This window comes from Bacillus mesophilum, from assembly GCF_008923265.1.
In the GTDB taxonomy this organism is placed as follows: Bacteria; Bacillota; Bacilli; order Bacillales; family Cytobacillaceae; genus Cytobacillus; species Cytobacillus mesophilum.
Map to the genome: position 1 here is coordinate 407248 of NZ_WBOT01000003.1, position 22577 is coordinate 429824.

Annotated in this window: 23 protein-coding genes; 19 read left to right on the forward strand and 4 right to left on the reverse strand. The window is 40.0% G+C overall.

Annotated features, from left to right (window positions below; all coding sequences use genetic code 11):
- Positions 1-267: 267 nt before the first annotated feature.
- From F7732_RS11580 to F7732_RS11590, 3 genes are all read left to right on the forward strand, one after another.
- A complete protein-coding gene (locus tag F7732_RS11580; RefSeq protein ID WP_151574014.1) occupies positions 268-729 on the forward strand; it encodes a GNAT family N-acetyltransferase in 462 nt (153 codons plus the stop codon).
- Between the two features lie 308 nt (positions 730-1037).
- Positions 1038-1424 (forward strand): hypothetical protein, encoded by a 387-nt coding sequence (locus F7732_RS11585; RefSeq protein WP_151574015.1) that lies wholly within the window; start codon positions 1038-1040, stop codon positions 1422-1424.
- A gap of 261 nt (positions 1425-1685) precedes the next feature.
- Entirely contained in the window at positions 1686-2168 is a 483-nt protein-coding gene (locus F7732_RS11590) for an SRPBCC family protein (protein ID WP_151574016.1), read from the forward strand.
- A gap of 102 nt (positions 2169-2270) precedes the next feature.
- Here F7732_RS11590 and F7732_RS11595 read toward each other — a convergent pair whose 3' ends face one another.
- Complete coding sequence (locus F7732_RS11595; protein WP_151574017.1) at positions 2271-2600, reverse strand: four-helix bundle copper-binding protein; 330 nt, start codon at positions 2598-2600, stop codon at positions 2271-2273.
- Between the two features lie 144 nt (positions 2601-2744).
- Positions 2745-3506 carry an MBL fold metallo-hydrolase gene (locus F7732_RS11600; protein WP_151574018.1) on the reverse strand — a complete coding sequence of 254 codons (762 nt, stop codon included), beginning with the start codon at positions 3504-3506 and terminating at the stop codon, positions 2745-2747.
- A 117-nt stretch (positions 3507-3623) separates the two neighbouring features.
- Here F7732_RS11600 and F7732_RS11605 point away from each other — a divergent pair, with 117 nt between their 5' ends.
- From F7732_RS11605 to F7732_RS11660, 12 genes are all read left to right on the forward strand, one after another.
- Positions 3624-4034: an Lrp/AsnC family transcriptional regulator gene (locus tag F7732_RS11605; protein ID WP_151574019.1), complete on the forward strand. Its 411-nt coding sequence runs from the start codon at positions 3624-3626 to the stop codon at positions 4032-4034.
- A gap of 28 nt (positions 4035-4062) precedes the next feature.
- On the forward strand, positions 4063-4569 hold the full coding sequence (locus F7732_RS11610; protein WP_151574020.1) for a methylated-DNA--[protein]-cysteine S-methyltransferase: 507 nt from the start codon (positions 4063-4065) through the stop codon (positions 4567-4569).
- A gap of 385 nt (positions 4570-4954) precedes the next feature.
- Positions 4955-6235 carry a right-handed parallel beta-helix repeat-containing protein gene (locus F7732_RS11615; protein ID WP_151574021.1) on the forward strand — a complete coding sequence of 427 codons (1281 nt, stop codon included), beginning with the start codon at positions 4955-4957 and terminating at the stop codon, positions 6233-6235.
- Positions 6232-6786 carry a nitrous oxide reductase accessory protein NosL gene (locus tag F7732_RS11620; protein WP_151574022.1) on the forward strand — a complete coding sequence of 185 codons (555 nt, stop codon included), beginning with the start codon at positions 6232-6234 and terminating at the stop codon, positions 6784-6786. The genes F7732_RS11615 and F7732_RS11620 overlap by 4 nt, the downstream gene beginning before the upstream one ends.
- 34 nt (positions 6787-6820) lie before the next feature.
- Positions 6821-7633, forward strand: coding sequence for an ABC transporter permease (locus F7732_RS11625; RefSeq protein WP_151574023.1), 813 nt, complete (start codon positions 6821-6823; stop codon positions 7631-7633).
- Positions 7630-8325, forward strand: coding sequence for an ABC transporter ATP-binding protein (locus tag F7732_RS11630; protein ID WP_151574024.1), 696 nt, complete (start codon positions 7630-7632; stop codon positions 8323-8325). Before F7732_RS11625 ends, F7732_RS11630 begins: the two co-directional genes overlap by 4 nt.
- Before the next feature lie 180 nt (positions 8326-8505).
- Positions 8506-10188: a methyl-accepting chemotaxis protein gene (locus tag F7732_RS11635; RefSeq protein WP_151574025.1), complete on the forward strand. Its 1683-nt coding sequence runs from the start codon at positions 8506-8508 to the stop codon at positions 10186-10188.
- A gap of 412 nt (positions 10189-10600) precedes the next feature.
- Positions 10601-11011 (forward strand): MarR family winged helix-turn-helix transcriptional regulator, encoded by a 411-nt coding sequence (locus F7732_RS11640; RefSeq protein WP_151574026.1) that lies wholly within the window; start codon positions 10601-10603, stop codon positions 11009-11011.
- A 35-nt stretch (positions 11012-11046) separates the two neighbouring features.
- Positions 11047-11988, forward strand: a complete 942-nt coding sequence (locus tag F7732_RS11645) for a ring-cleaving dioxygenase (protein ID WP_151574027.1) — start codon at positions 11047-11049, stop codon at positions 11986-11988.
- 16 nt (positions 11989-12004) lie between these two features.
- The gene (locus F7732_RS11650; RefSeq protein WP_151574028.1) at positions 12005-12613 is read left to right on the forward strand and encodes an alpha/beta hydrolase; all 609 of its coding nucleotides are present in this window, start codon (positions 12005-12007) and stop codon (positions 12611-12613) included.
- A 181-nt stretch (positions 12614-12794) separates the two neighbouring features.
- Positions 12795-13898: an AI-2E family transporter gene (locus tag F7732_RS11655; protein WP_151574029.1), complete on the forward strand. Its 1104-nt coding sequence runs from the start codon at positions 12795-12797 to the stop codon at positions 13896-13898.
- Positions 13899-14076: 178 nt separating this feature from the next.
- On the forward strand, positions 14077-14559 hold the full coding sequence (locus tag F7732_RS11660) for a DUF2798 domain-containing protein (RefSeq protein ID WP_151574030.1): 483 nt from the start codon (positions 14077-14079) through the stop codon (positions 14557-14559).
- A 61-nt stretch (positions 14560-14620) separates the two neighbouring features.
- Here F7732_RS11660 and F7732_RS11665 read toward each other — a convergent pair whose 3' ends face one another.
- Positions 14621-14875, reverse strand: coding sequence for an alpha/beta-type small acid-soluble spore protein (locus F7732_RS11665; RefSeq protein WP_151574031.1), 255 nt, complete (start codon positions 14873-14875; stop codon positions 14621-14623).
- A gap of 129 nt (positions 14876-15004) precedes the next feature.
- Here F7732_RS11665 and F7732_RS11670 point away from each other — a divergent pair, with 129 nt between their 5' ends.
- The 3 genes from F7732_RS11670 to uvrA all read left to right on the forward strand — a co-directional run bounded on the left by F7732_RS11670 (position 15005) and on the right by uvrA (position 20386).
- Positions 15005-15241: a CsbA family protein gene (locus tag F7732_RS11670; RefSeq protein ID WP_151574032.1), complete on the forward strand. Its 237-nt coding sequence runs from the start codon at positions 15005-15007 to the stop codon at positions 15239-15241.
- A gap of 278 nt (positions 15242-15519) precedes the next feature.
- Positions 15520-17499, forward strand: coding sequence for an excinuclease ABC subunit UvrB (gene uvrB, locus F7732_RS11675; protein WP_151574033.1), 1980 nt, complete (start codon positions 15520-15522; stop codon positions 17497-17499).
- Between the two features lie 7 nt (positions 17500-17506).
- Positions 17507-20386: an excinuclease ABC subunit UvrA gene (uvrA, locus tag F7732_RS11680; RefSeq protein ID WP_151574034.1), complete on the forward strand. Its 2880-nt coding sequence runs from the start codon at positions 17507-17509 to the stop codon at positions 20384-20386.
- A gap of 80 nt (positions 20387-20466) precedes the next feature.
- On the opposite strand, the gene treP is transcribed toward uvrA, so the two are convergent.
- Positions 20467-21903: a PTS system trehalose-specific EIIBC component gene (treP, locus tag F7732_RS11685; protein ID WP_151574035.1), complete on the reverse strand. Its 1437-nt coding sequence runs from the start codon at positions 21901-21903 to the stop codon at positions 20467-20469.
- 282 nt (positions 21904-22185) lie between these two features.
- Here treP and F7732_RS11690 point away from each other — a divergent pair, with 282 nt between their 5' ends.
- A complete protein-coding gene (locus F7732_RS11690) occupies positions 22186-22503 on the forward strand; it encodes a magnetosome magnetite crystal formation protein family (RefSeq protein WP_151574036.1) in 318 nt (105 codons plus the stop codon).
- Positions 22504-22577 lie beyond the last annotated feature (74 nt).

A 22577-nucleotide genomic window follows, 5' to 3' on the forward strand; every position in this document is an offset into this window, starting at 1 on the left:
TAGATTTAAAGGATTTAGTGTGCAATTTTAATAAGGCAAGTAAATTCAAGGAATGTTGTTTACATATATTGGTCAATTTTTATAATGATTCCACGTATAATGAAAACACTGTGAATTAGAGTAGTAAAGAGCTGTTGTTGTTCAGAGAGTTACATTCTGTAATGAATTACCCTTTTTTCAACAATTGGGCCCGATTGTCGAAGAAGGAAAGTTAACTCTATAAGATGAATATTACTTTAGGAAGATTAAAATAAAGGGGGGTTTTTAATGTTTAATTATATAAAGGTTTCCTTTGAACATATTGATAAAGTAATAAGTTTACGGTTAGCCCTACTAAAAGAAACAGGTGAGTTGAATTCTCTACAAGAAGAAGTACTTATGGAGAATTCAACAAGAGAGTATTTACAGAAGGCACTTTTAAACAATGAATTCATATCCTATATGGCAGAAATGAATGGACAAGTTATAAGTATTAGTGGAATGGTTTTATTTAAAAGACCACCTTACTTAGAAAATCCACAAGGGATTGAAGCCTACATACTTAATATGTACACTGTTCCTGAATATCGTGGGAAAGGTTTGGCGAAAAGATTGCTTGAAAATTGTATAAATGAAAGTAAAAATAGTGGTGTTAAGCGTATTTGGCTGCATGCTACTAAAGACGGCGAACCGCTTTACAAGAAAATGGGTTTTACTAATAAGAATACTGAAATGGAACTATATCTCTAACTCTAGTTATTCCTTTAACGAGCGCGATCATGGAATAAGCTTCCTGATTCTTATATAACCAAAGGGACAGCATTCCTGTAATAAGTGAAACCTTGCGTATGGTAGAAATGGGACAAGTTAGTTCAACAAGATTAGCCGATATTTTTTGTTCTGTTTAAGAATAATGATGAATTTTAATAACTCTCCAACATCTTCCTTTCAGTTACCTGTCAGATTGTAAGAGATATAGGAATAATAGTTTACTGGATTAAATAAAATGAAAACAGGAAGATATATGAGGTGATTTTATTTTAAAAAAACTCAGGGAAATGAATATAAAAACTGCTGTATTTATGGGAATTATTTTTTACTCTTTGACGATCTTAATCCACTTTCTTATTATAAGCAAAAGTATCCCATTCACATGGGTTAATGGTGGAAGGTCTGAATCATTTGCTGAACAGCTGCCTATATCTGTTGTTAATACCGTTATTTCTATAATTGGTATGGTTTTTACGTTGTTTGTTGGAAAATTTAAACTAAATAAATACAAAAGAGGAATAACCCTTATATGTTGGTTTTTTGTTGCGCTTTGGTCTTTTGGATTTATACAACAATTGTTTGGAACACCTTTTGAAAAAATGGTTTGTTCGATAGTTTTACTTCTTGGAGTTATCTCACACTTGCGTATGGCGATTGAAAAAAAGGAGATGTAACTATTTATTTTACAAGTTTGCGAATAATGACACTTAAACTATAGGGTGCTAGAATTTCAACAAAAATATTTAGGCATAGTACAGCAAAATTAGATGGAAGCCTGCTAACACTTCAAATCTACTAAATAGTCATCCAAGTCCCTTCAAATGATAAGCTTGAAGGGGCTTTTTTATAGGATCATTTTGGGCTTGTTCTTGTTCTTTGATACAATATAACCATCAATGCAGCTGCTATTTTCGTAAATAGAAGGAGGATTCAATATGAGTGAAAATGGAGAATTACATGAGTCAAACGGTCGTTATTCTTTAAGGTTTGAACGGTCTTTTTCTCAAAAACAAGAAGAGGTTTTCGCCGTTCTAACCGATCCTGGCTCATTCACACAGTGGTACCCTTTTGCAACTGGTGAGATGGATGTTAGGTTTGGCGGTGAAATAGCCTTTGATGATGGAGAAGGAACAGCATATAAGGGAAGTATTACCGAGTTTGAAGTACCCTGCCTTTTTGCTTTTCATGAGGGCGGTTCTGATTTAATAAGAATCTCATTGCAAGAAGAAAATAACGGATGCCAAATGACTTTTGTTCATACATTTGAGGATCCTTCATGGGTGGTTCCGACCGCAGCAGGATGGCATCGCTGTCTTGATGCTTTTGGGCAGATCATCAACGGAGAGCAGGTTAAATGGGAAGAGAATGCAGCTGAGCTCCGTGAGATGTATAGTGAAGCGTTTAAAATGGAACGATAAAGGAGAGCAGGATTACCCTTAAGGCGGTTTCAGAGCATCCATTAATAAAAAGCATAACATCCTAAAGCAGCAGATACTTTAGAATGTTGTGCTTCTTGTATTTTAAGCTGCCGTGCTGCGGCACACTTCCGCACACTTAAAGCATGCCTCTGCACATTTTTGGCAGTGGTCATGATCGTGTTTTTTACATTCGTTTCCGCATCTCTCACAGATTTCCGCACAAAGAGCAAGAATCTGTTTTGCGGCCGGGCTGTTGGTTTGCATTGCTTTCACAGCTAAACCGCATAGATCTGCACAATCACGGTCTAACCTGATGCAATCGGCCATCATTTTAACGTTATCTTCCTCTAAACAAGCGTCAAAGCACACATTACATGCTTCCATACATTCTAAACAGGCCTTGATGCATTCTTCATATTGCTGCTGGGTCATAGCGGAATCTCCTAACTTTGCGTTTTAGTAGTATTACTACCCTGTCTTCTTTGGACAAAACACGATCTAACTAAAAGCAGCAAAAAGACCCGAACAATTTACATATCTGCTAATTGTTCGGGTTTATGTCCCAGCCTTGAAATATTAAAATGTATATGCCTCACCGTCATCAGGAACAAATACTAGATCAGAGATACCTTTTTCTCTTACAAAGCTTTTTAATTCTTCTCTTGATAGTGCCCAATGGTTTACGGCTTCCATATGGCTTGCGATAATTTTGCTGCTTGGAGCTGCCTTATGCACTTCGTACACATCTTCTTTGCTCATGACGAGTGATCCGCCCTGAAGGAATTGATTGTCCCCAGCGTTTACTACAATAATTTCAGGTTTGTGTGTATCAATGGTCTCCTTGACTCCTTCATACCAAACAGTGTCTCCAGCTACATATAATGTTTTTTCACTTTGGTTGCTAAATACAACTCCGCATACAAGGCCGGCCATTTTTAAAATCTCGCCTCTGCCATGTTCCCCTTTTGTTTTAATTAATGAAATGCCCTCAAATGTTGTGCTTTCCGTTAATACATCTACATTTTGAAAGCCGTCACTTTTCATTACTTCTGCATCTTCTTCATTTTGCACAAACATTTTTATGTCCTTAGGCAAAGCTTCTTTTGCAGCAGGGTCATAGTGATCAAGGTGCAAATGAGTTACAATAACAGCATCTGTCTGATCCAGCAATTCTTCAATGGAAAATGGTAAATCCACTAACGGATTATTCTGATCCTGTCTTGCCGAATTTGGGAACGGCGGGTATGCCCCTTTTTCGCCTAAAAATGGATCGATTAAAAATTTCTTGCCAGCATATTCAACAACAATGGTTGCATTTCGAATTTGTTTTATATTCATGATCATTCTCCTTTTTATATAATGTACTTATAGTTTATAATGTGGACACTTCTGACATACAGAGAAAAAATCAAGTCTTTTTGCCATTTCACTTGATTATTGAAAGGATTTGAATAGATGTTAGATCACACGGATTTTAAAATCATTGAGGAACTAGCTAAGAATAGCCGAATTAAAATGAAAGAGTTAGGGGAGAAAGTCCACTTAACGGGTCAGGCTGCCTCTGCCAGGGTTGCAAAGCTGGAGGATCTTGGCGTGATTGAAGGTTATACGATTAAAATAAATGAAGAGAAGCTGGGCAATTCAGTACATGCAATTATACATATTTTTATGAGCAGTCCACACCACCAGGCTTACCTTGATTTTGTGAAAGAGCAGAAGGAATTTGTCTTAAACAACTACAAAACAAGTGGAGAAAGCTGCTATATTCTAGAATGCAAATTTTCATCCAACACTAGTCTAGATGAATTTTTAATAAGCTTGAGCAAACATGCGGGATATAAAGTATCGATTGTTATTAATAAATAGGAAGTCAAATATTTGGGAGGACATAAGGATGGAAACGAAAATGATCACGTACCAATCACCGCTTGGATTGATTGAAATTACTGGAACAGAGCAGGGGATTGTCTCCATTTTATTCTCTGAGGAGCAAGCAGGAAATCCAGTGGATTCAGAAACTGTTCCAGCAGCAATGGAACAATGCTTGCAGCAGCTGGATGAATACTTTAAAGGAGAAAGAATGGAATTCTCATTTCCATTTGATTTTGCCGGTACTGAATTTCAAAAGAAGGTGTGGAATGCGCTGACAACAATACCTTATGGTAAGACAGGTTCCTATAAACAAATTGCGGTTGCAATCGGCAACGAAAAAGCTGTGCGAGCGGTAGGGATGGCTAACAGCAAAAATCCAATCAGCATCGCAGTTCCTTGCCATCGAATCATCGGCAGCAGCGGAAAGCTCACAGGCTATGCAGGCGGCTTGTGGAGAAAAGAATGGCTATTGAAGCATGAGCAGACGATGGCTGATAGTAGAAGGAAAGAGAGAATGTTAGAAAAGTAATTTTATTTTTCTTTGAAAACCACAATTTTTAAACATGAGTGAAATGGAGCGGAGGACCCTCGACTCCTGCGGGCCGTAGAGGAAAGGCTGAGACCCTACAGGAGCGATAGCTACGAGGAGGCTCAGCTTTCTCCCCGCGGAAAGCGAGGGTCTGCAGCGCAATGGAACGGACTTGTTTTGATAACTAAAGTAGTACTGTATAGTATCTAAGCTTCTTAATCCTTACTAACCCCTATAAAGAGAAGTTTTATAACCCTTCAAATTTTAAAAGTCTTCAAGATAACTTCATTATTTCTTCACTTTTCCAGATTATAATGGATAAAAATCATGTTTTGATAAGGATTCTCTTGTCAATAATGCAATAGAATTGAAAAGGGGGTTATAAATGAAGATCACCTACATACTTTTCATAGCGTTATGTATACTGCTATTCCCATATTCCATCTTAGCAGAAAGACCATCTTTACAAGCAATGATTGATGAGGCGGAAGCTGGCGGCACTGTTATGATTCCACCAGGGTATTATGAAGAAAACATTACCATTGATAAACCATTGAGTTTAATCGGCGAGCGCGATGTAACAATTAATTCATGCGAAAATGCTCCCGTTGTAACAATAAAAAGTGAGGGAGTCCAATTAAGCAACGTCTTGGTTGAACAGTGCAATGAAGACAATGGAGATCTGGCTGCTGTATATGTCACGGGAGGACAGCATCACTTGAGCAATTTAGAGATCCAGTCATCACAAATGGGTATCCAGCTCTTTGAGGCAAATCAGATTGTCGTTGAAGATAGTGCTATTATGGGCACGAGGAAGGAAAATGGCATTGACCTCTGGAAAACAAATGATAGCACCATCAGAGAAATGAAAATCGACACTATTTTAGATGGAATCTATATGGAGCAAAGTCATCGAAATACGATTATTCAAAATGTCATTGAGAATGCGCGTTATGGTATTCACTTAATGTTCACAGATGATACAACTATTGAACAGAATCAATCGCAGCATAACTTTACAGGAGCCATGGTGATGGAGGCTCAGAATGTGCTGATCAAGAACAATGATTTCTCCTTTAATAACCAAAATGTCAATTCACAGGGATTATTGCTGTACTTAACTTCGGATGTAGTGGCAGAGAATAATCTATTTGCTTCGAATAGGGTAGGAGCTTTCATTGAGGATTCCTCAAATGCAACTATAGCGAATAACATTTTTCAATCTAATACGATTGGCGCGCAGTGGAAGAATTCCAGCGACAATTCATTAGTCTCAAATACCTTTAGTGGAAATGTGAATGATACCCAAGCGAATGAGAGCGCTAATAATATTATTAAAAATAATTACTGGAATGCTGCCCTTAAATTAGATATAGACGGAGATGGGGTGAGTGAACTTCCGCATGCGGCGGACCCATACTTCATGGCGCTTGTTCAAAGAATTCCAGAGTACCAATTGTTTTTCCAGCATCCAGGCATTACTTTGTTAAAACAAGTATTTAATGGACCAGAAGATGAATTATTAAGGGATTTGGAGCCTTCAATGGTTTATTCAGGCTCTGAAGATGGTCAAAAAAATGATAAACAAATCATTTTGTGGTTTGTCGGTGTTGTTTTTATCCTAGTTAGTTTCATATTTATACAAAAATGGAGGAGAAGTTTATGAAGAAAGTAATCTATTTTTCACTATTAAGTGTTGTTATTGGCGTGTTGCTGATGGGCTGCGGAAGTGATGAGGTTCAGCCTAGAGCCATTAATGAGGAAACAGATAAATGCCCAGTCTGCAATATGTCGGTAATGGATAACCAGTTCGCAACACAAGTTGTTATGGAAGATGGTTTATCACATGTATTTGATGATATTGGCTGTATGTATGTGTGGCTGGATGAAAACCCAGATGAAGAAATTGCAGCAACATTTGTAAGAGATTATAACAATGAGGAATGGATTCAATCTGAGGACGCTTACTATGTGTACAACATGGATGTGAAGACACCAATGGCTTATAATATGATCTCATTTGAAGATCAAGCTTCCGCAGATGAATTTATCGCTGAAAATGCTGGAGAATTAATTGCAGCAGATGCACTTGCTGATCATGATTGGCAGATGAATCATGAAATGATGGAAGGTCATGGTCATGATCATGAAGGTGATCACGGACATGGTGAAATGGATTCAGACAGCCATACGGAAGAGGGAGAATCCACTCATTAATTTTCCCGGTTAACCTAAACAAAGGATGGTCTTGATGCAGAATTTCTGTTTATCCGAAATCTATACGACAATCAGGCAGCGTTCCTATTATTCTTTTAGTATTTTGTGGATTGCTGTGCTGACGTTATTATTTATGCTGCAGAAAAGTGTACCTGCCCTCACGTTATATACGAATATGACGGGCACGGTCATGAATATAGCTTTATATATTATTCCGCTGTTTATGCTATTAGCCGGTTCATTTTCCATCTCAGCTGAGATGGAAAATGGACAGTGGCGCCTGCTTAGCACCTATCCTATTAATACGCTGGAATATGTACTGGGGAAAATTGCCGGACAGTTTATCTCTCAGATCACTGTTTTTACGTTCAGTTTTGGCGTCAGTATTGTCATCTCGCTGCTGACGGGCGGGGGAATTACGCTAAAGTGGGTTATGCTGCTCTATGTATTTTCCGCTCTATTAATGTATATCTTTCTGGTAATTGGATTTACGGTCGGTTCCTTTGTCTCAACAAGGTGGCAATCATTATCGATATCTGTAGGGATTTGGTTTTTCCTGATCATGGTGTGGCCCATCGCTTGGATCAACGTGTTAAGTTTATTTCCCTATCCATGGATTTCGCCGCTGATGAAGATTTCATTGTTTCTAAATCCGGCCGAATTGCTCCGCGTCATCTATGTGATTACTTTAGATGGAGGAGCTGTATTTGGGCAGCCATATGACGGTCTCGTGAAATTTTGGGAATCTCCGTTTTCGCTTTTTATGTTATTTAACTACTTAATTGTTTTATCTGCAGCATGTGTTTTTACATCTGCATTTGTTTTAAAGCGGAGGAGGCAGGCATGAGTCAGTTCATTGTGGATGGCATCAGCAAAGTGTATAAAGAAAAAGTGGCCCTTCATACAACCTCTTTCCAGGCTGAACCGGGAAGCTGTATCGTCCTGTGCGGAGGCAACGGAGCCGGAAAAAGCACGATGATTAACATTCTGGCAGGGATCTCAGTCCCTGAAGAAGGGAATGTGTATCTTGGGGATGTGAATCCCAAATCGAAGAGAAAAGAATATTTACAGCAAATCGGTTTTATGCCGGATGATTATCGGGCACAAGATACGCTTTCTGTAAAAGAATTTCTCCAATTTTATGCCTCCATCCGACGCATTCATAAGGATCGGGTTGGTGAGGTGCTTGAAAAGATTGGATTATCCAATAAAAGTTCCATGCTTGTTAAGAGTCTCTCAAAAGGAATGAAGCAAAGACTTCTATTTGGCCAGTCATTGCTTTCCAATCCTAAATTACTCATTATGGATGAACCAACAAATGGGCTTGATCCATATTGGGTAGATCAATTTTTAGCAGTCCTCACTGAGCTTAAAAGAAACGGTACGATTATTATCTTTTCAACACATATGATGGATGTTGCTGCAGAAATCGGCAGTGAAATTCTTTTTATGAAGGAAGGAAAAGTCATAGAAGTTTTGAACTCAGAGCAGCCGGTGAATAATAATATCAGTCGTTTAATGCAGCTGCATCGATCATAAATTTCCCTGTGCTTACTGAGCTAGTATTCTTTCAAGAATACTAGCTTTTTTGCGTTAGAATGAAAGCTATTCTGTTCCTTGGAAAATTTCCTTTCTCTTCAAAATATTACTCAATTGTTTCCGCTTTCTGCCGATAATAAAGGTGGAGAAATTTATTCATTTTTCATTAAAGGAGAAACTATGAAAACGATACGAGGGAAGTTAATACTAGGATTTTTAGTGGTTATTGTGCTGAGTATCGCACAGTCTGTTTATAATTTTTGGACCGTATCTTCTATGAACGATCGAACTGAAGAGGTCGTCTCAGAAGACCTTCCGTTATTAATTGCTGATGAAACTCTTTTAACAAATATTGCGCAAGGTGTTTCAGCCGTAAGAGGGTACGTGCTATATGGAGATAGTGTGCATAAGGAGGAGTTTTCTTCTTATCACTACAGTAGTATGGAGGAGTTTGATAAAATTCTTCAAATCTCAAATAATCCCAAGATTGAAGAGTTAAGGACAGATTATCAGAATTGGACAGCGCTGGTTGAAAATGAAGTGTTTACTACATATGATTCTGGTGACAGAGATGGTGCAACACAATTATTAGTGGGGGAAGTTCAGCCTGCAGCCCGTGAACTAACAGAGCAGCTGACAGAATTGGCTGCCCTCAGAGAAGCGGAAATTTTAGAAAGTGGAGATACTCTCCTCTCATATGGAGAAACCATTAATTTGATTGGATTAGGTGTATCTGCACTCATTATCATATTAGGTCTTGTTATTGCGATTGTAACTGCACAGAATATTTCCAACCCAATCAAACGAGTTGCGGCTCGTATGAAGGCGATTGCAAGTGGAGAGCTTTCAACGGAGCCTATGTTGACGAGAGATAAAGGCGAGATCGGCCAGCTTGTGGCGTCAATTAATGAAATGAACAACAATCTGAGCTCGATTGTTGGAAATATAGCATCCGTGTCCGACCAGGTGACCAGTCAAAGTGAAGATCTGCGCCGTTATTCAGAGGAAGTTAAAGCTGGTGGCCAGCAGATTGCGATGACGATGGAGGAACTCTCAAAAGGAGCTGAGGAACAGGCGAACTCTTCAAGCACTCTTAGTGAGAGTATGAATCATTTTGCAACACAGTTGATGAATGCGGCTTTAAAAGGTGAGGACGCAAGAATATTGACAGATGAAACCATTAAAAGCACAGATAAAAGCAGTGAATATATGGACGATTCTATTAACAAAATGAATGCAATAAATGAAAAAATGCTAAACTCTTTGGCGATGGTACAAGGCTTAGATCAGCGCACGAGGGAAATATCGCAAATTGTTCATGTGATTCAAGGAATTGCCGAGCAGACAAATTTATTGGCATTAAATGCTGCCATTGAAGCGGCGCGGGCTGGTGAAAGCGGCCGAGGCTTTGCTGTGGTTGCTGATGAAGTGCGTAAGCTTGCTGAACAGGTTTCACATTCCATTGCCGATATTACCGAAATCGTTGCAGGCATACAGAGTGAATCAGAGCTTGTCGTTTCATCTCTGCAGGAAGGTTATGACCTTGTAACAGACGGCACAAGCGGCATTGTTGAAACAGGTAAATCCTTTACAGCTGTTCAAGAATCTATTAAAAACACAGGTGTTCAAATTGCGGAAATGTCTGCTGTTTTATATGAAATTCTTGATCATTCGAGAGGAATTAACGAAGCAATTGAATCGGTCGCGTCCATTTCAGAAGAATCTGCTGCAGGCATTGAACAAGTTGCCGCAACAGCTCAGCAATCCAGCAGTACGATCGAACAAGTAGCTGGAAGCATCGCTACTTTAGAAGGAAACACGGCTAAGTTAAATAATCTGATTTTGGCATTTAAGGTGAAATAATGTGGCTTTGGTGAAGGACGGCTGTGAGGCCGTCCTTTTTACTTTGCGTGCTAATTTGGCCGTGTGGCAGGGGTTTGGCGGATAAAATGCTGTTTTTGGCGGATATATGAAAATAACGGCGGTTAAAAATTTTTAGCGGCGGATAAATGAAAATAACCGCGGATATTTTACACTTTACAGACTAAAATTAGTGAGGTTTCCAACAGAAATCGCAGTAAATTTCCCTTTTTGGAGTCATTCCTTCAAAAAACACTTTTTCAGAACGGATTACATAACTAATTCTGCTCCCGCCCATCAAAAATCGCATAGCAACCTCATACAAACCGACTATATTGACAGCTTCAACTATCTGCAATATAATTATCTCATATTCAAGATATTTTAATTAAGTGTAATAAAGGAGGCAAGCTTAATGAATGAAGTTTTTGTCTCGATTTTAAAAACATCTAAAGCGATTCAGGATTTTTTAAAGCAATTTTTGCGGGAATTCTCGCTTACCACGACTGAATTTGCTGTTCTTGAGGTATTATACGAGCATGGCAAACAGACCGTACATGAAATTGCCGGCAACGTGTATCTTGCTGCCGGATCAATGACCTACGTTATTGATAAGCTTGTTGAAAAAGGATATGTCATGCGCAGTGATTGCAAAGAGGATCGCAGAGTCGTTCATGTTGAAATGGCAGCAGAAGGGCAGCGGCTCATGAACGAAATATATCCTTCCTATAAAAAAGCAATAAAAGTGTTATTTGAAGAAGTGACAGAAAGTGAAATGAACAGCACCGCTTCTGCTTTAGCTAAAATAGAATTTAAAACAAAATAAGAACTAGAGTTGTACAGAAAAAGGAGGGAGCAGCTTTGAAAAAAGCAACAGCAGGCATTCACCATATTACGGCCATTGTTGGGCATCCGCAGGAAAATGTAGATTTCTATCATGGTGTATTAGGGCTTAGACTTGTTAAAAAGACGATTAATTTTGATGATCCGGGCACATATCATTTATATTTTGGTGATCAACACGGCAATCCAGGCACCATCATTACATTTTTCCCATGGGCAAATGCATATCCGGGAAAAATTGGCGACGGACAGGTTGGCGTAACCAGCTATGCTGTTCCATCCGGGGCATTGCCGTATTGGGAAGAAAGATTCGTACATTTGGGGATTTCCTTTGAAAAAACAGAGCGTTTTGGTGAAGAGATATTAGCGTTTACGGACCCGCATGGGCTGAAGCTTGAGCTGGTTGAGCGGGCAAGCGGTGAACTGAATCAATGGGAACAGTCTGGCATTCCGGCAGATAAAGGTATTAAAGGCTTTGCAGGTGCAATTCTTTTTTCAGCATATCCTTTAAAAACAGCTGAGGTGCTTGAAGAAGTCATGGGACTGGAAAAGGTCGCTGAAAATGATGAATATATCCGTTTTCAATCAAGTGCGTCGATCGGAAATATTGTCGATGTTAAGAAGGTTTCCAGCGGTAAAGGGCGAATGGGTGTAGGGATGGTCCATCATATTGCCTGGCGTGCGCAGGATGACGAGGATCAATTAGACTGGAAACAATATATTGAGAGCAAAGGCTTAGGAGTGACGCCTGTTCAGGATCGCAACTATTTTAATGCCATCTATTTCCGTGAGTATGGAGAGATTCTTTTTGAAATTGCTACAGATCCGCCTGGCTTTGCACACGATGAATCTTTAGAAACAATGGGAACAGAACTGAAGCTCCCTGAGCAATATGAACAATATAGAAGCAAACTAGAGCAATCACTTATTCCGATTGAAATAAGAGATCTTGATCAATAGAATGGGGGAGAAGTTTATGAAGCATATTTTTGAAAAAGGCACCAATCCTACTAAACCCGTTTTACTGCTATTGCATGGCACGGGTGGGAATGAATTAGATCTATTGCCGCTTGCTGAAAAAATTGATGGAGAAGCTTCAGTGTTAAGTGTACGGGGGAATGTGCTGGAGAATGGCATGCCGCGCTTTTTTAGACGCCTGGCTGAAGGGGTATTTGATGAAGAGGATCTGCAATTCCGTACAAAAGAATTATATGAATTTCTGGATGAAGCCTCACAAAAATACGGATTCGACCGCAAAAATATCATTGCTGTAGGCTATTCAAACGGAGCCAATATTGCCGCTAGTTTAATGTTCCATTACGCTGACAGCTTGAAGGGAGCCATTCTGCATCACCCGATGGTACCGAGAAGAGGCATTCAGCTGCCTGACCTAACAGGAACTTCCGTTTTCATTGCAGCAGGTACAAATGACCCGATTTGCCCATCAAGCGAATCAGAGGATCTTAAATCATTGCTCGAAGGAGCCAACGCCTCTGTTGAACTGCATTGGGAAAATCGCGGCCATCAGCTAACGTTAGATGAAGTGCTCGCGGCTGCGAAGTGGTTTGAGGAGAAGAAATACTAAGGTAGAAATGAATGATAAAGTGTTCAGGGGATAAGGCCTTTTAAAAAGGTCCTTATTTTTATTGTTGAACCAGTTCTTTACACCAAATCTATATTTACACCTTTTCTTCATATGCTTTAAAGTGCCTTCTCACTGGCATTTTGGTATAATAGTTCAAAATGCTGCAGAAAAAGGTGAGAATGTGCCAAAGAAGAAGTTTCAGTTTTGGGCTTTACAGTTTTTAATTATTTTAACCATTATCTATGTTTCAACTAAGATTTCTTTTTTATTTCAGCCAGTAGGAATCTTTGTATCTACCTTGTTTTTCCCCATTATCATCTCTGGCTTTCTATTTTTTATGCTCAATCCGCTCGTGCAGAGATTACATAAGTGGAAGATTCCAAAGGTTGTTGCAATTCTCCTTATCTATGCAGCGGTGATCGGTGTTGTCGTGCTCGCAGTTGGCAACCTCGTTCCTATGATCTCCAATCAGATCGCTGCACTTGTCAATGATATGCCAACCTATGTGGAAAAAACGGAGGAATTCTTTGACTCCCTATCCGAAACACAAGAATTCCAGTGGATTACAACACAGCAATATATTACACAAGAAGAAATCATTAGGAGAGTTACCGAATATGCCAATACGCTTCCTGATCGAATTACATCAGGGATTTCTGGTATCTTCAGTGTAGTCACCAATATAGCGATTACCATTGTGACGGTTCCTTTCCTTCTATTTTATATGATGAAGGACGGAGAGAAGTTTCCTGCGGCTATTGCAAAATTCTTTCCTGCCGGCTACCGTGAAGAAGGAATTAAAACGTTAAAAGAAACAGCTAACACACTATCTTCTTATATCCAAGGTCAGATTACGGTAGCACTGTTTGTCGGTACACTTTCTCTAATCGGTTATTGGATTATTGATTTGCCTTATATGCTGGTCATGGCCTTAATTGTGGCTGTAACAAATATTATTCCTTACGTTGGACCGTTTTTAGGCGGAGCCCCAGCTGTTATTGTTGCCTTATTTGACTCACCTGGTAAAGCAATTCTGGTTGTAATCGTAATTGTGGTAGCACAGCAAATTGAAGGAAATGTCCTTTCACCTTTAATCTTAGGAAAAAGCTTAAATACGCATCCAGCAACGATTATAATCTTGTTGCTTGTTGCAGGTAATCTAGCCGGAATCCTCGGTATGATTCTTGCAGTGCCAACGTATGCTGTCGCTAAAACCATTTTCGTTAATACAGTGAAATTTTTTAGGACCAGAAAATTGGCCCAATCGGAAATACCACCTATTTGATTAAAGGAGCCTCTGCATGAATGCAGGGCTCTTTTTTTTTACTTAGAGTTTTAAATGATGTCAATAAAAACATGTAAAAAAAACAGTGTCCTAACCAATTGTTCACAAAATGTTCACTTACGAAGAGGATTTCCCTATAAGTATAATCAGAAAGTGTTAAAAAGAAGGGATGATGGAATTGCCAACAACGAAAAAAGAAAGTGTACAATTTGGTTTAATGATGTGTTTTGGAATGGTATTGGTTATGACATTTTATAATTTTTATCTGAACGGCACATTAGGAAAAATGACGTTTATGGATGCTGCAGCAAACTTTGCCATTGGCTTTATCATTGCACTTATCCTTGATTTATATTTAGTAGGTCCTATGGCGAAGAGAATTGCAATGAAACTGACGGCCAATACAAACAAGGCCATTTTCAAAGTCCTGGCCATATCCGTTTGTATGGTTTTAGGAATGGCGTTTTTTATGTCTATTTATGGTTTGATTATGTCCAGTCTGCATAACGGAATTTCTGATCAAATCTTTATGTCATATCTAGCAGTGTTCGGTAAAAATCTGCTGATGGCATTGCCGCTTCAGATTCTAATAATGGGGCCGCTCGTTCGTCTGATCTTTATTAAGTTTGTCAAAGCTGAGCCTGCGGTTAGGTCAGCCTAATTGCCGGTTTAAAATAAGAAAGCTGCTGAGGAAATTCAGCAGCTTTCTTATTAAAAGTTTCTCATTCCTTTTTCTTCAGTTCCTCCTGCGCCAAACGGACGAGTTCTTTTACCATGCTGCCGCCGAGTCTGCCGCCAACCTGTCCGGCTTCCACAGATGTAAGTCTTCCATTATAGCCCTTTTGAAGAGGAACACCTACTTCCTTTGCGGCTTCATATTTTGCTTCTTCTCCGGTTTGTGTACCCATCAGTTTGCTCTTCAATTCATCAAGTCCAGACCTCGCTTCAGGTACGAGCGGGCGTCGTCTTCGTGCCATAGATAACCCTCCATCTAAATGTTCTTCATTATTAGCATCTCCAACACCACCATAAAATACTTGTTTTCAAAGAGAACAAGAGCTATTGTAAGAGTGTGTACATTTTGTGAACAAAGAAGGTGTAGATATATGGCATTAAAATACTTATCAGCATTTATCCTGCCGGGCTTATTGGTCTTATTTTTTACAAGAGTGACATATAATCGCGTCATCGGACTAGTCTTGACTGTGGCCTTAATTGCAGCTTCTGTGTACAAAGGGTATACAGACTCTTATTGGCTGATTGTCATTGATGCATTTTCACTGACCGTTGGATTTTGGTATGCACAAGTGATGAAAAACAAGTTAAAAAAGTCAACTACCTGAACATTCCATGCGAACAGAGTGCCTAATCAATCATTTGATTAAGAGCTCTGTTCGTATTTTTATTGGCAAAAAGAATCAAAGAACATAAGAATTATAAAAAAAACGAATATCCGTTCGCATATTGTTGGTTTGTATAGGAGAGTTTGTGGTAGAATGATGTTATGGATATGGAAGTTAAATACTGACAAATGCAGCAGCGTGGTCCTTATGCAAATTGAAAGTATGTGCATTTGTACAGTAGCTGATTTCAATTACGGATTTGAACGGGAGGATTTTGAGTGAAGGACCAATTTGAATTAGTATCCAAGTATTCTCCACAGGGAGACCAGCCAGCAGCCATTCAAAAGATCGTTGAAGGAATCCGTGCTGGCAAGAAACATCAAACACTGCTTGGAGCAACAGGTACAGGAAAGACATTTACGATTTCAAACGTCATTAAAGAAGTAAATAAACCGACGCTTGTCATCGCTCATAATAAAACATTAGCAGGACAGCTTTACAGCGAATTTAAAGACTTTTTCCCGAATAACGCGGTAGAATATTTTGTCAGCTATTATGACTATTATCAGCCGGAAGCATATGTTCCGCAAACAGATACATTTATTGAAAAAGATGCAAGTATAAATGATGAAATAGATAAACTTCGGCACTCTGCAACCTCATCCCTTTTTGAAAGACAGGATGTCATTATTATTGCGAGTGTATCATGTATATATGGCTTAGGTTCCCCGGAAGAGTATAGGGAGCTTGTTTTGTCTTTGCGAACAGGAATGGAAATCGAAAGAAACCAGCTTCTTCATCGATTAGTGGATATCCAGTACGAACGCAATGATATTGACTTTAAGCGCGGTACATTCCGCGTGCGCGGTGACGTAGTTGAGATTTTCCCGGCATCAAAGGATGAACATTGCATTCGCGTTGAATTCTTTGGCGATGAGATTGACCGGATTCGTGAAGTGGATGCGCTAACTGGCGAAATTATCGGTGAACGCGAGCATGTTGCCATCTTCCCGGCATCTCACTTCGTAACGCGTGAAGAAAAAATGCGCGTAGCCATTGAGAATATTGAAAAAGAACTGGAAGAGCGCCTAAAAGTCTTAAGAGAAGATGACCGTTTGCTTGAAGCGCAGCGACTCGAGCAGAGAACTCGTTATGACTTAGAAATGATGAGAGAAATGGGCTTTTGCTCAGGAATTGAAAATTATTCCCGTCATCTGACTTTAAGGCCCCCAGGCTCAACACCATATACATTAATCGATTACTTCCCGAAGGATTTCCTTCTGGTTGTCGATGAATCTCATGTAACCATTCCTCAAGTGCGCGGGATGTTTAATGGTGACCAGGCCCGTAAAAACGTTCTGGTTGAGCATGGCTTCCGTCTGCCTTCAGCGATGGACAACAGACCATTGACTTTCCCTGAATTTGAAGAGCATATCAGTCAAATTGTGTACGTATCGGCAACTCCTGGACCATATGAAATGGAGCATACACCGGAGATGATTGAACAGATTATCCGTCCAACCGGATTGCTCGATCCTACAATTGATATCCGTCCGATTGAAGGACAGATTGATGATCTGATCGGTGAGATTCATGAACGAGTCGAGCGCAATGAACGTGTCTTAATCACAACGCTGACGAAAAAAATGTCAGAAGACCTTACTGATTATTTAAAGGAAATCGGCATTAAAGTACAGTATCTGCATTCTGAAATAAAAACCCTTGAACGGATTGAGATTATTCGTGAACTTCGCCTAGGGAAATACGACGTTCTTGTAGGTATCAACCTCCTAAGAGAAGGATTGGATATTCCGGAAGTATCATTAGTGACAATTTTAGATGCAGACAAAGAAGGCTTCCTTCGTTCAGAAAGATCTTTGATTCAAACGATTGGCCGTGCAGCGAGAAATTCAGCAGGCCATGTTATTATGTATGCTGATAAAATCACGAAATCAATGGATATAGCCATAAACGAAACGAAGCGCCGCCGTTCTATACAGGAAGAATACAACGAAAAGCATGGTATCACTCCGCAGACGATCCAGAAGGATATCCGTGATGTCATTCGAGCAACACATGCGGCAGAGGAAACAGAAGAATATAATGCACCGGCAAAGCTTGGCAAAATGAACAAAAAAGAACGCGACAAGCTGTTAAGCGAAATGGAGAAAGAGATGAAGGATGCAGCAAAGAACCTCAATTTCGAGCGTGCAGCTGAACTTCGCGATCTAATACTTGAACTAAAGGCGGAAGGATGATGACCCTATGGCAATGGATAAACTGATTGTAAAAGGTGCCCGAGCACATAATTTGAAAAATATTGATGTCACCATCCCGCGAGATAAGCTTGTTGTCTTAACAGGACTTTCAGGATCCGGAAAGTCGTCGCTCGCCTTTGATACGATCTATGCAGAAGGACAGCGCCGCTATGTAGAGTCGCTGTCTGCTTATGCCCGTCAATTTTTAGGGCAAATGGATAAACCAGATGTCGATGCGATTGATGGTTTATCACCAGCGATCTCAATTGATCAGAAAACGACTAGCCGAAACCCGCGTTCAACGGTCGGAACAGTTACAGAAATTTACGATTACTTGCGGCTTCTGTTCGCTCGTGTTGGCCGACCGACATGTCCCATCCACGGAATCGAAATTTCTTCGCAAACCATTGAACAGATGGTTGACCGCATTATGGAGTATCCGGAGAGAACGAAGCTCCAAGTTTTGGCGCCACTTGTATCTGGAAGAAAAGGAACACATGTAAAAATTTTAGAAGAAGTGAAAAAACAAGGATTTGTCCGTGTTCGTGTTGACGGTGAAATGCGCGACCTTGGGGAAGAGATCGAGCTTGAAAAGAACAAAAAGCACTCGATTGAAGTTGTGATTGACCGAATCGTGGTGAAGGATGGCGTAACAGCCCGCTTAACGGATTCAATGGAGACTGCTTTAAAGCTTGGTTCAGGGAAAGTACTTGTAGATGTCATTGGGGAAGAGGAATTGCTTTTCAGTGAAAACCACGCTTGTCCGCATTGCGGCTTCTCGATCGACGAACTTGAGCCTCGAATGTTTTCCTTTAACAGTCCCTTTGGTGCTTGTCCGAAATGTGATGGGTTAGGATCTAAGCTTGAGGTCGATCCAGAACTTGTCATTCCGAATTGGGATCTTCCTTTAAATAAAGGGGCAATTGCCCCTTGGGAGCCAACAAGCTCACAATACTATCCGCAGCTTCTAGAAGCAGTGTGCAATCATTATGGAATTGATATGGGCATTCCTGTAAAAGATTTGCCGAAAGATCAGCTTGAACGGGTTTTATATGGTTCTGGGAAAGATAAAATCTATTTCCGCTATGAAAATGATTTCGGACAAATCCGTGAAGGCTATGTCAATTTTGAAGGAGTCATTCCCAATATTGAGCGCCGCTACAAAGAAACAAGCTCCGATTTCATCCGGGAGCAGATGGAAAAGTATATGGCTCAGCATTCATGTCCTTCATGTCAAGGCTATCGTCTAAAACCTGAGAGCCTGGCTGTCTTAATTAATGGGGAACATGTCGGAAAGGTAACGGCTCTCTCCATTCAAGAAGCCTACCATTTCATTGAACATCTCACTTTAACAGAAAAAGAGATGGCAATCGCTAACTTGATTTTAAGAGAAATCAAAGAGCGTATTGGCTTTTTAATCAATGTTGGACTAGACTACCTGACACTCAGCAGAGCGGCCGGAACATTATCGGGCGGAGAAGCTCAGCGGATTCGTCTCGCTACTCAAATCGGCTCGAGACTGACAGGGGTTCTTTATATATTGGACGAGCCATCGATTGGCCTGCATCAGCGCGATAATGATCGTCTAATTGAAACCTTAAAAAATATGCGTGACATTGGGAATACGCTGATTGTTGTGGAGCATGATGAGGATACAATGATGGCGGCCGACTATTTAATCGATGTTGGCCCTGGTGCTGGCGTTCACGGCGGTCAAATTGTCTCAGCCGGCACACCGCAAGAAGTCATGGATGATCCCAATTCACTGACAGGTCAATATCTAGCAGGAAAAAAGTTCATACCGCTGCCTGCTGAAAGACGAAAAAATGATGGAAGATACATTGAGGTAAAGGGTGCGAAGGCGAATAACCTTAATAACGTAAACTTTAAGTTTCCACTCGGCTCATTTGTGGCTGTTACTGGGGTTTCAGGGTCAGGCAAAAGTACACTGATCAATGAAATTCTTCATAAGAGTCTTGCTCAGAAGCTTCACAATGCGAAAAGCAAACCTGGTGAGCATAAAGAAATTAATGGTGTTGAATATTTGGATAAGGTTATTGATATTGATCAGTCGCCAATCGGCCGGACACCAAGGTCCAATCCAGCCACTTATACGGGCGTTTTTGATGATATTCGTGATGTTTTTGCTTCGACAAATGAAGCGAAAGTGCGCGGATATAAAAAGGGCCGCTTCAGTTTCAATGTCAAAGGCGGCCGTTGTGAAGCATGCCGTGGAGATGGAATTATTAAAATTGAGATGCATTTCCTGCCTGATGTGTATGTACCATGTGAAGTGTGCCACGGCAAACGATATAACCGTGAAACGCTGGAAGTCACATATAAAGGCAAAAACATTGCAGATATTCTTGATATGACAGTGGAAAATGCATTAGAATTCTTTGAAAATATTCCGAAAATCAGCAGGAAACTGCAAACCATTTTTGATGTCGGCTTAGGGTACGTCAAACTTGGCCAGCCGGCAACAACCCTTTCAGGAGGGGAAGCACAGCGTGTCAAGCTTGCATCGGAACTGCATCGCCGCTCAACGGGAAGATCTCTTTATATTTTAGATGAACCAACAACAGGTTTGCATGTTGATGATATTTCCAGATTGCTAGTCGTCCTGCAGCGTCTTGTGGAAAATGGCGACACTGTTTTAGTCATTGAACACAATCTTGATGTTATTAAAGCAACTGATTATATCATTGACCTCGGACCAGAAGGCGGGGACAAAGGCGGTACAATTGTTGCTGCCGGAACGCCGGAAAAAGTAGCAGAAGCACCTGGTTCCTATACAGGCAAATATTTAAAGCCAATCCTCGAACGTGATCGGGAGAGAATGAAAAAAGAAATACAAGAAAAAGAAGCGAGTGCAGCGAATGCATAAAAAAATCAGCTAGGCGATAAGAGCCTAGCTGATTTTTTATATGTTTGGGTTTTAGGGTTAACCGCCAAAACTTTTCTTTCTTATGCTCTCTTTTGGAAAGGGATTTTTCCAAAGTTCATTTTCGAGAAAACGACCGTTAACAGGAATGGAATAACAATTGCGACAACCATTCCTACTGCAAACATCACCATGTGTACAGGCTGGATGGAAAGAATTCCAGGCAATCCGCCGACACCAATCGAATTTGCCATTACGCCGCTTCCAACGGAAATTACTGCAGCTACCATGGAACCAATCATCGCCGCTAAGAACGGGAAGCCGTATTTTAAGTTAATACCGAACATAGCAGGTTCAGTAACACCTAGATAACAAGAGATCGCTGCTGGAACGGAAACCTGTCTTTCTTCCTTGTTTTTACGGTTAATATAGATCATTGCCAATACAGCAGAACCTTGTGCAATATTAGATAGTGCAATCATCGGCCATAATGGTGTACCATCTAACACACTCATTAGCTGAAGGTCGATTGCATTTGTCATATGATGCAAGCCTGTAATAACTAATGGTGCATAAACAAATCCAAACAATGCAGCAAACAGCCAGCCAAATGCGGATGTTAATCCCGCGTATACGACATCTGAAATAAAGGTACCAATCTGCCAGCCGATAGGTCCTAACACGATATGTGCAAGTAACACAGTCGGCACTAATGATAAAAATGGCACAACAATCATTGAAATAGCATTTGGTATTACTTTTCTTAAGTTAATTTCCAATACGGAGAAAAGAAGTCCTGCTAGGATCGCAGGAATGACCTGAGCCTGATAACCGATCATTTCAATTTGGGCAAAACCGAAATCCCATACAGGTATATCCCCGGTTTCTGCACCTGCCACACCGTAAGCATTAAGAAGCTGCGGAGATACTAGCGTAATCCCCAGCACAATACCGAGAATTTGGGATGCTCCCATTTTACGGGCAACAGCCCATGTAATACCAACAGGAAGGAAATGAAAGATTGCTTCACCAATTAACCAAAGGAATGAGTGCACGCCTGCCCAAAATTGTGATGTCTCAACAAGCGACAGAGTACCGTCTTCAAGTAATTTTATTTCACCAATAATATTACGGAAACCTAAGATTAATCCCCCAACAACAAGGGCTGGAATTAATGGAGTAAAGATATCAGCTAAATGAGCGATCATTCGCTGCAGGAAGTTCATATTTTTCTTTGCAGCTACTTTGGCATCATCTTTCGAAGTGTCACTAACACCCGCCATTTTCACAAACTCATTGTAAAATGTCGAAACTTCATTACCTACGATAACTTGGAACTGACCAGCTTGTGTAAAAGTACCTTTTACAATTGGGATTGCTTCAATTTTTTCAACATCAGCTTTCTTTGGATCAACGAGCACAAATCTCATCCGAGTTGCGCAGTGGGTAACAGCTGAGATGTTTTCGCTTCCTCCGATTTCGTCTAACAGCCGTTTAGCAGGTTCGCTGTACTTGCTCATTTTTTATCCCCCTAACTTTTTATCAAAATGTTTCCCTCTTAAAAAACTAAACTTGTATATACAAATTATGATTACGGTTTCATTCTAACTTGTATATACAGATTTGTCAACGAGAAATAAATCGCTTTCAGATCCCTGTCCCAGTAGGTCATTACACCTTTTTACCCTACCCTGTTTTTAAGAATGTCACTCGTAGAAAACAGGAAAAATGTCATAGAAATGAAAATGACTGAAACTTTTTTGAACTTATGCCGTACAAAGAGATAAAGGGAGATGAATGTAATGGATACCGATAAAATTCTTTCAGCCTTAGGCTATTTTAGTATTTTCTTTGCTGGATTTATTTTTCCGCTCATTTTATTTTTTGCAACAGACAGCGAAAGTGTAAAAGAGCATGCCAAAAAAGCGTTTATATCACATATCATTCCGCTTCTCTCATTGCCGCTTTTACTCTTTGCAGTATTCATGGAGCCGACGTTTACATCAGGTGCAAATGAAATTCCGTTCTTTTTTCTAGGAGCCCTGCTGCTAAGTCTTTTATTATCTTTTATTGTAGTTATTTGGAATATTATTAAAGGAATTAAAGTCTTTACTGTTTAATAATATAGAAGATTGTTGTCTGCTTAGCGTATTTTATAAAAGCTCATTTTAGAGAAATAATGTGATTGAAACAA

What these genes read in the sequence shown, in the direction of transcription:
- F7732_RS11580 (WP_151574014.1), top strand. Translation starts at nt 268, where the DNA reads ATGTTTAATTATATAAAGGTTTCCTTTGAACATATTGATAAAGTAATA.
- F7732_RS11585 (WP_151574015.1), top strand. Translation starts at nt 1,038, where the DNA reads ATGAATATAAAAACTGCTGTATTTATGGGAATTATTTTTTACTCTTTG.
- F7732_RS11590 (WP_151574016.1), top strand. Translation starts at nt 1,686, where the DNA reads ATGAGTGAAAATGGAGAATTACATGAGTCAAACGGTCGTTATTCTTTA.
- F7732_RS11595 (WP_151574017.1), bottom strand. Translation starts at nt 2,600, where the DNA reads ATGACCCAGCAGCAATATGAAGAATGCATCAAGGCCTGTTTAGAATGT.
- F7732_RS11600 (WP_151574018.1), bottom strand. Translation starts at nt 3,506, where the DNA reads ATGAATATAAAACAAATTCGAAATGCAACCATTGTTGTTGAATATGCT.
- F7732_RS11605 (WP_151574019.1), top strand. Translation starts at nt 3,624, where the DNA reads ATGTTAGATCACACGGATTTTAAAATCATTGAGGAACTAGCTAAGAAT.
- F7732_RS11610 (WP_151574020.1), top strand. Translation starts at nt 4,063, where the DNA reads ATGGAAACGAAAATGATCACGTACCAATCACCGCTTGGATTGATTGAA.
- F7732_RS11615 (WP_151574021.1), top strand. Translation starts at nt 4,955, where the DNA reads ATGAAGATCACCTACATACTTTTCATAGCGTTATGTATACTGCTATTC.
- F7732_RS11620 (WP_151574022.1), top strand. Translation starts at nt 6,232, where the DNA reads ATGAAGAAAGTAATCTATTTTTCACTATTAAGTGTTGTTATTGGCGTG.
- F7732_RS11625 (WP_151574023.1), top strand. Translation starts at nt 6,821, where the DNA reads ATGCAGAATTTCTGTTTATCCGAAATCTATACGACAATCAGGCAGCGT.
- F7732_RS11630 (WP_151574024.1), top strand. Translation starts at nt 7,630, where the DNA reads ATGAGTCAGTTCATTGTGGATGGCATCAGCAAAGTGTATAAAGAAAAA.
- F7732_RS11635 (WP_151574025.1), top strand. Translation starts at nt 8,506, where the DNA reads ATGAAAACGATACGAGGGAAGTTAATACTAGGATTTTTAGTGGTTATT.
- F7732_RS11640 (WP_151574026.1), top strand. Translation starts at nt 10,601, where the DNA reads ATGAATGAAGTTTTTGTCTCGATTTTAAAAACATCTAAAGCGATTCAG.
- F7732_RS11650 (WP_151574028.1), top strand. Translation starts at nt 12,005, where the DNA reads ATGAAGCATATTTTTGAAAAAGGCACCAATCCTACTAAACCCGTTTTA.
- F7732_RS11665 (WP_151574031.1), bottom strand. Translation starts at nt 14,875, where the DNA reads ATGGCACGAAGACGACGCCCGCTCGTACCTGAAGCGAGGTCTGGACTT.
- F7732_RS11670 (WP_151574032.1), top strand. Translation starts at nt 15,005, where the DNA reads ATGGCATTAAAATACTTATCAGCATTTATCCTGCCGGGCTTATTGGTC.
- uvrA (WP_151574034.1), top strand. Translation starts at nt 17,507, where the DNA reads ATGGCAATGGATAAACTGATTGTAAAAGGTGCCCGAGCACATAATTTG.
- treP (WP_151574035.1), bottom strand. Translation starts at nt 21,903, where the DNA reads ATGAGCAAGTACAGCGAACCTGCTAAACGGCTGTTAGACGAAATCGGA.
- F7732_RS11690 (WP_151574036.1), top strand. Translation starts at nt 22,186, where the DNA reads ATGGATACCGATAAAATTCTTTCAGCCTTAGGCTATTTTAGTATTTTC.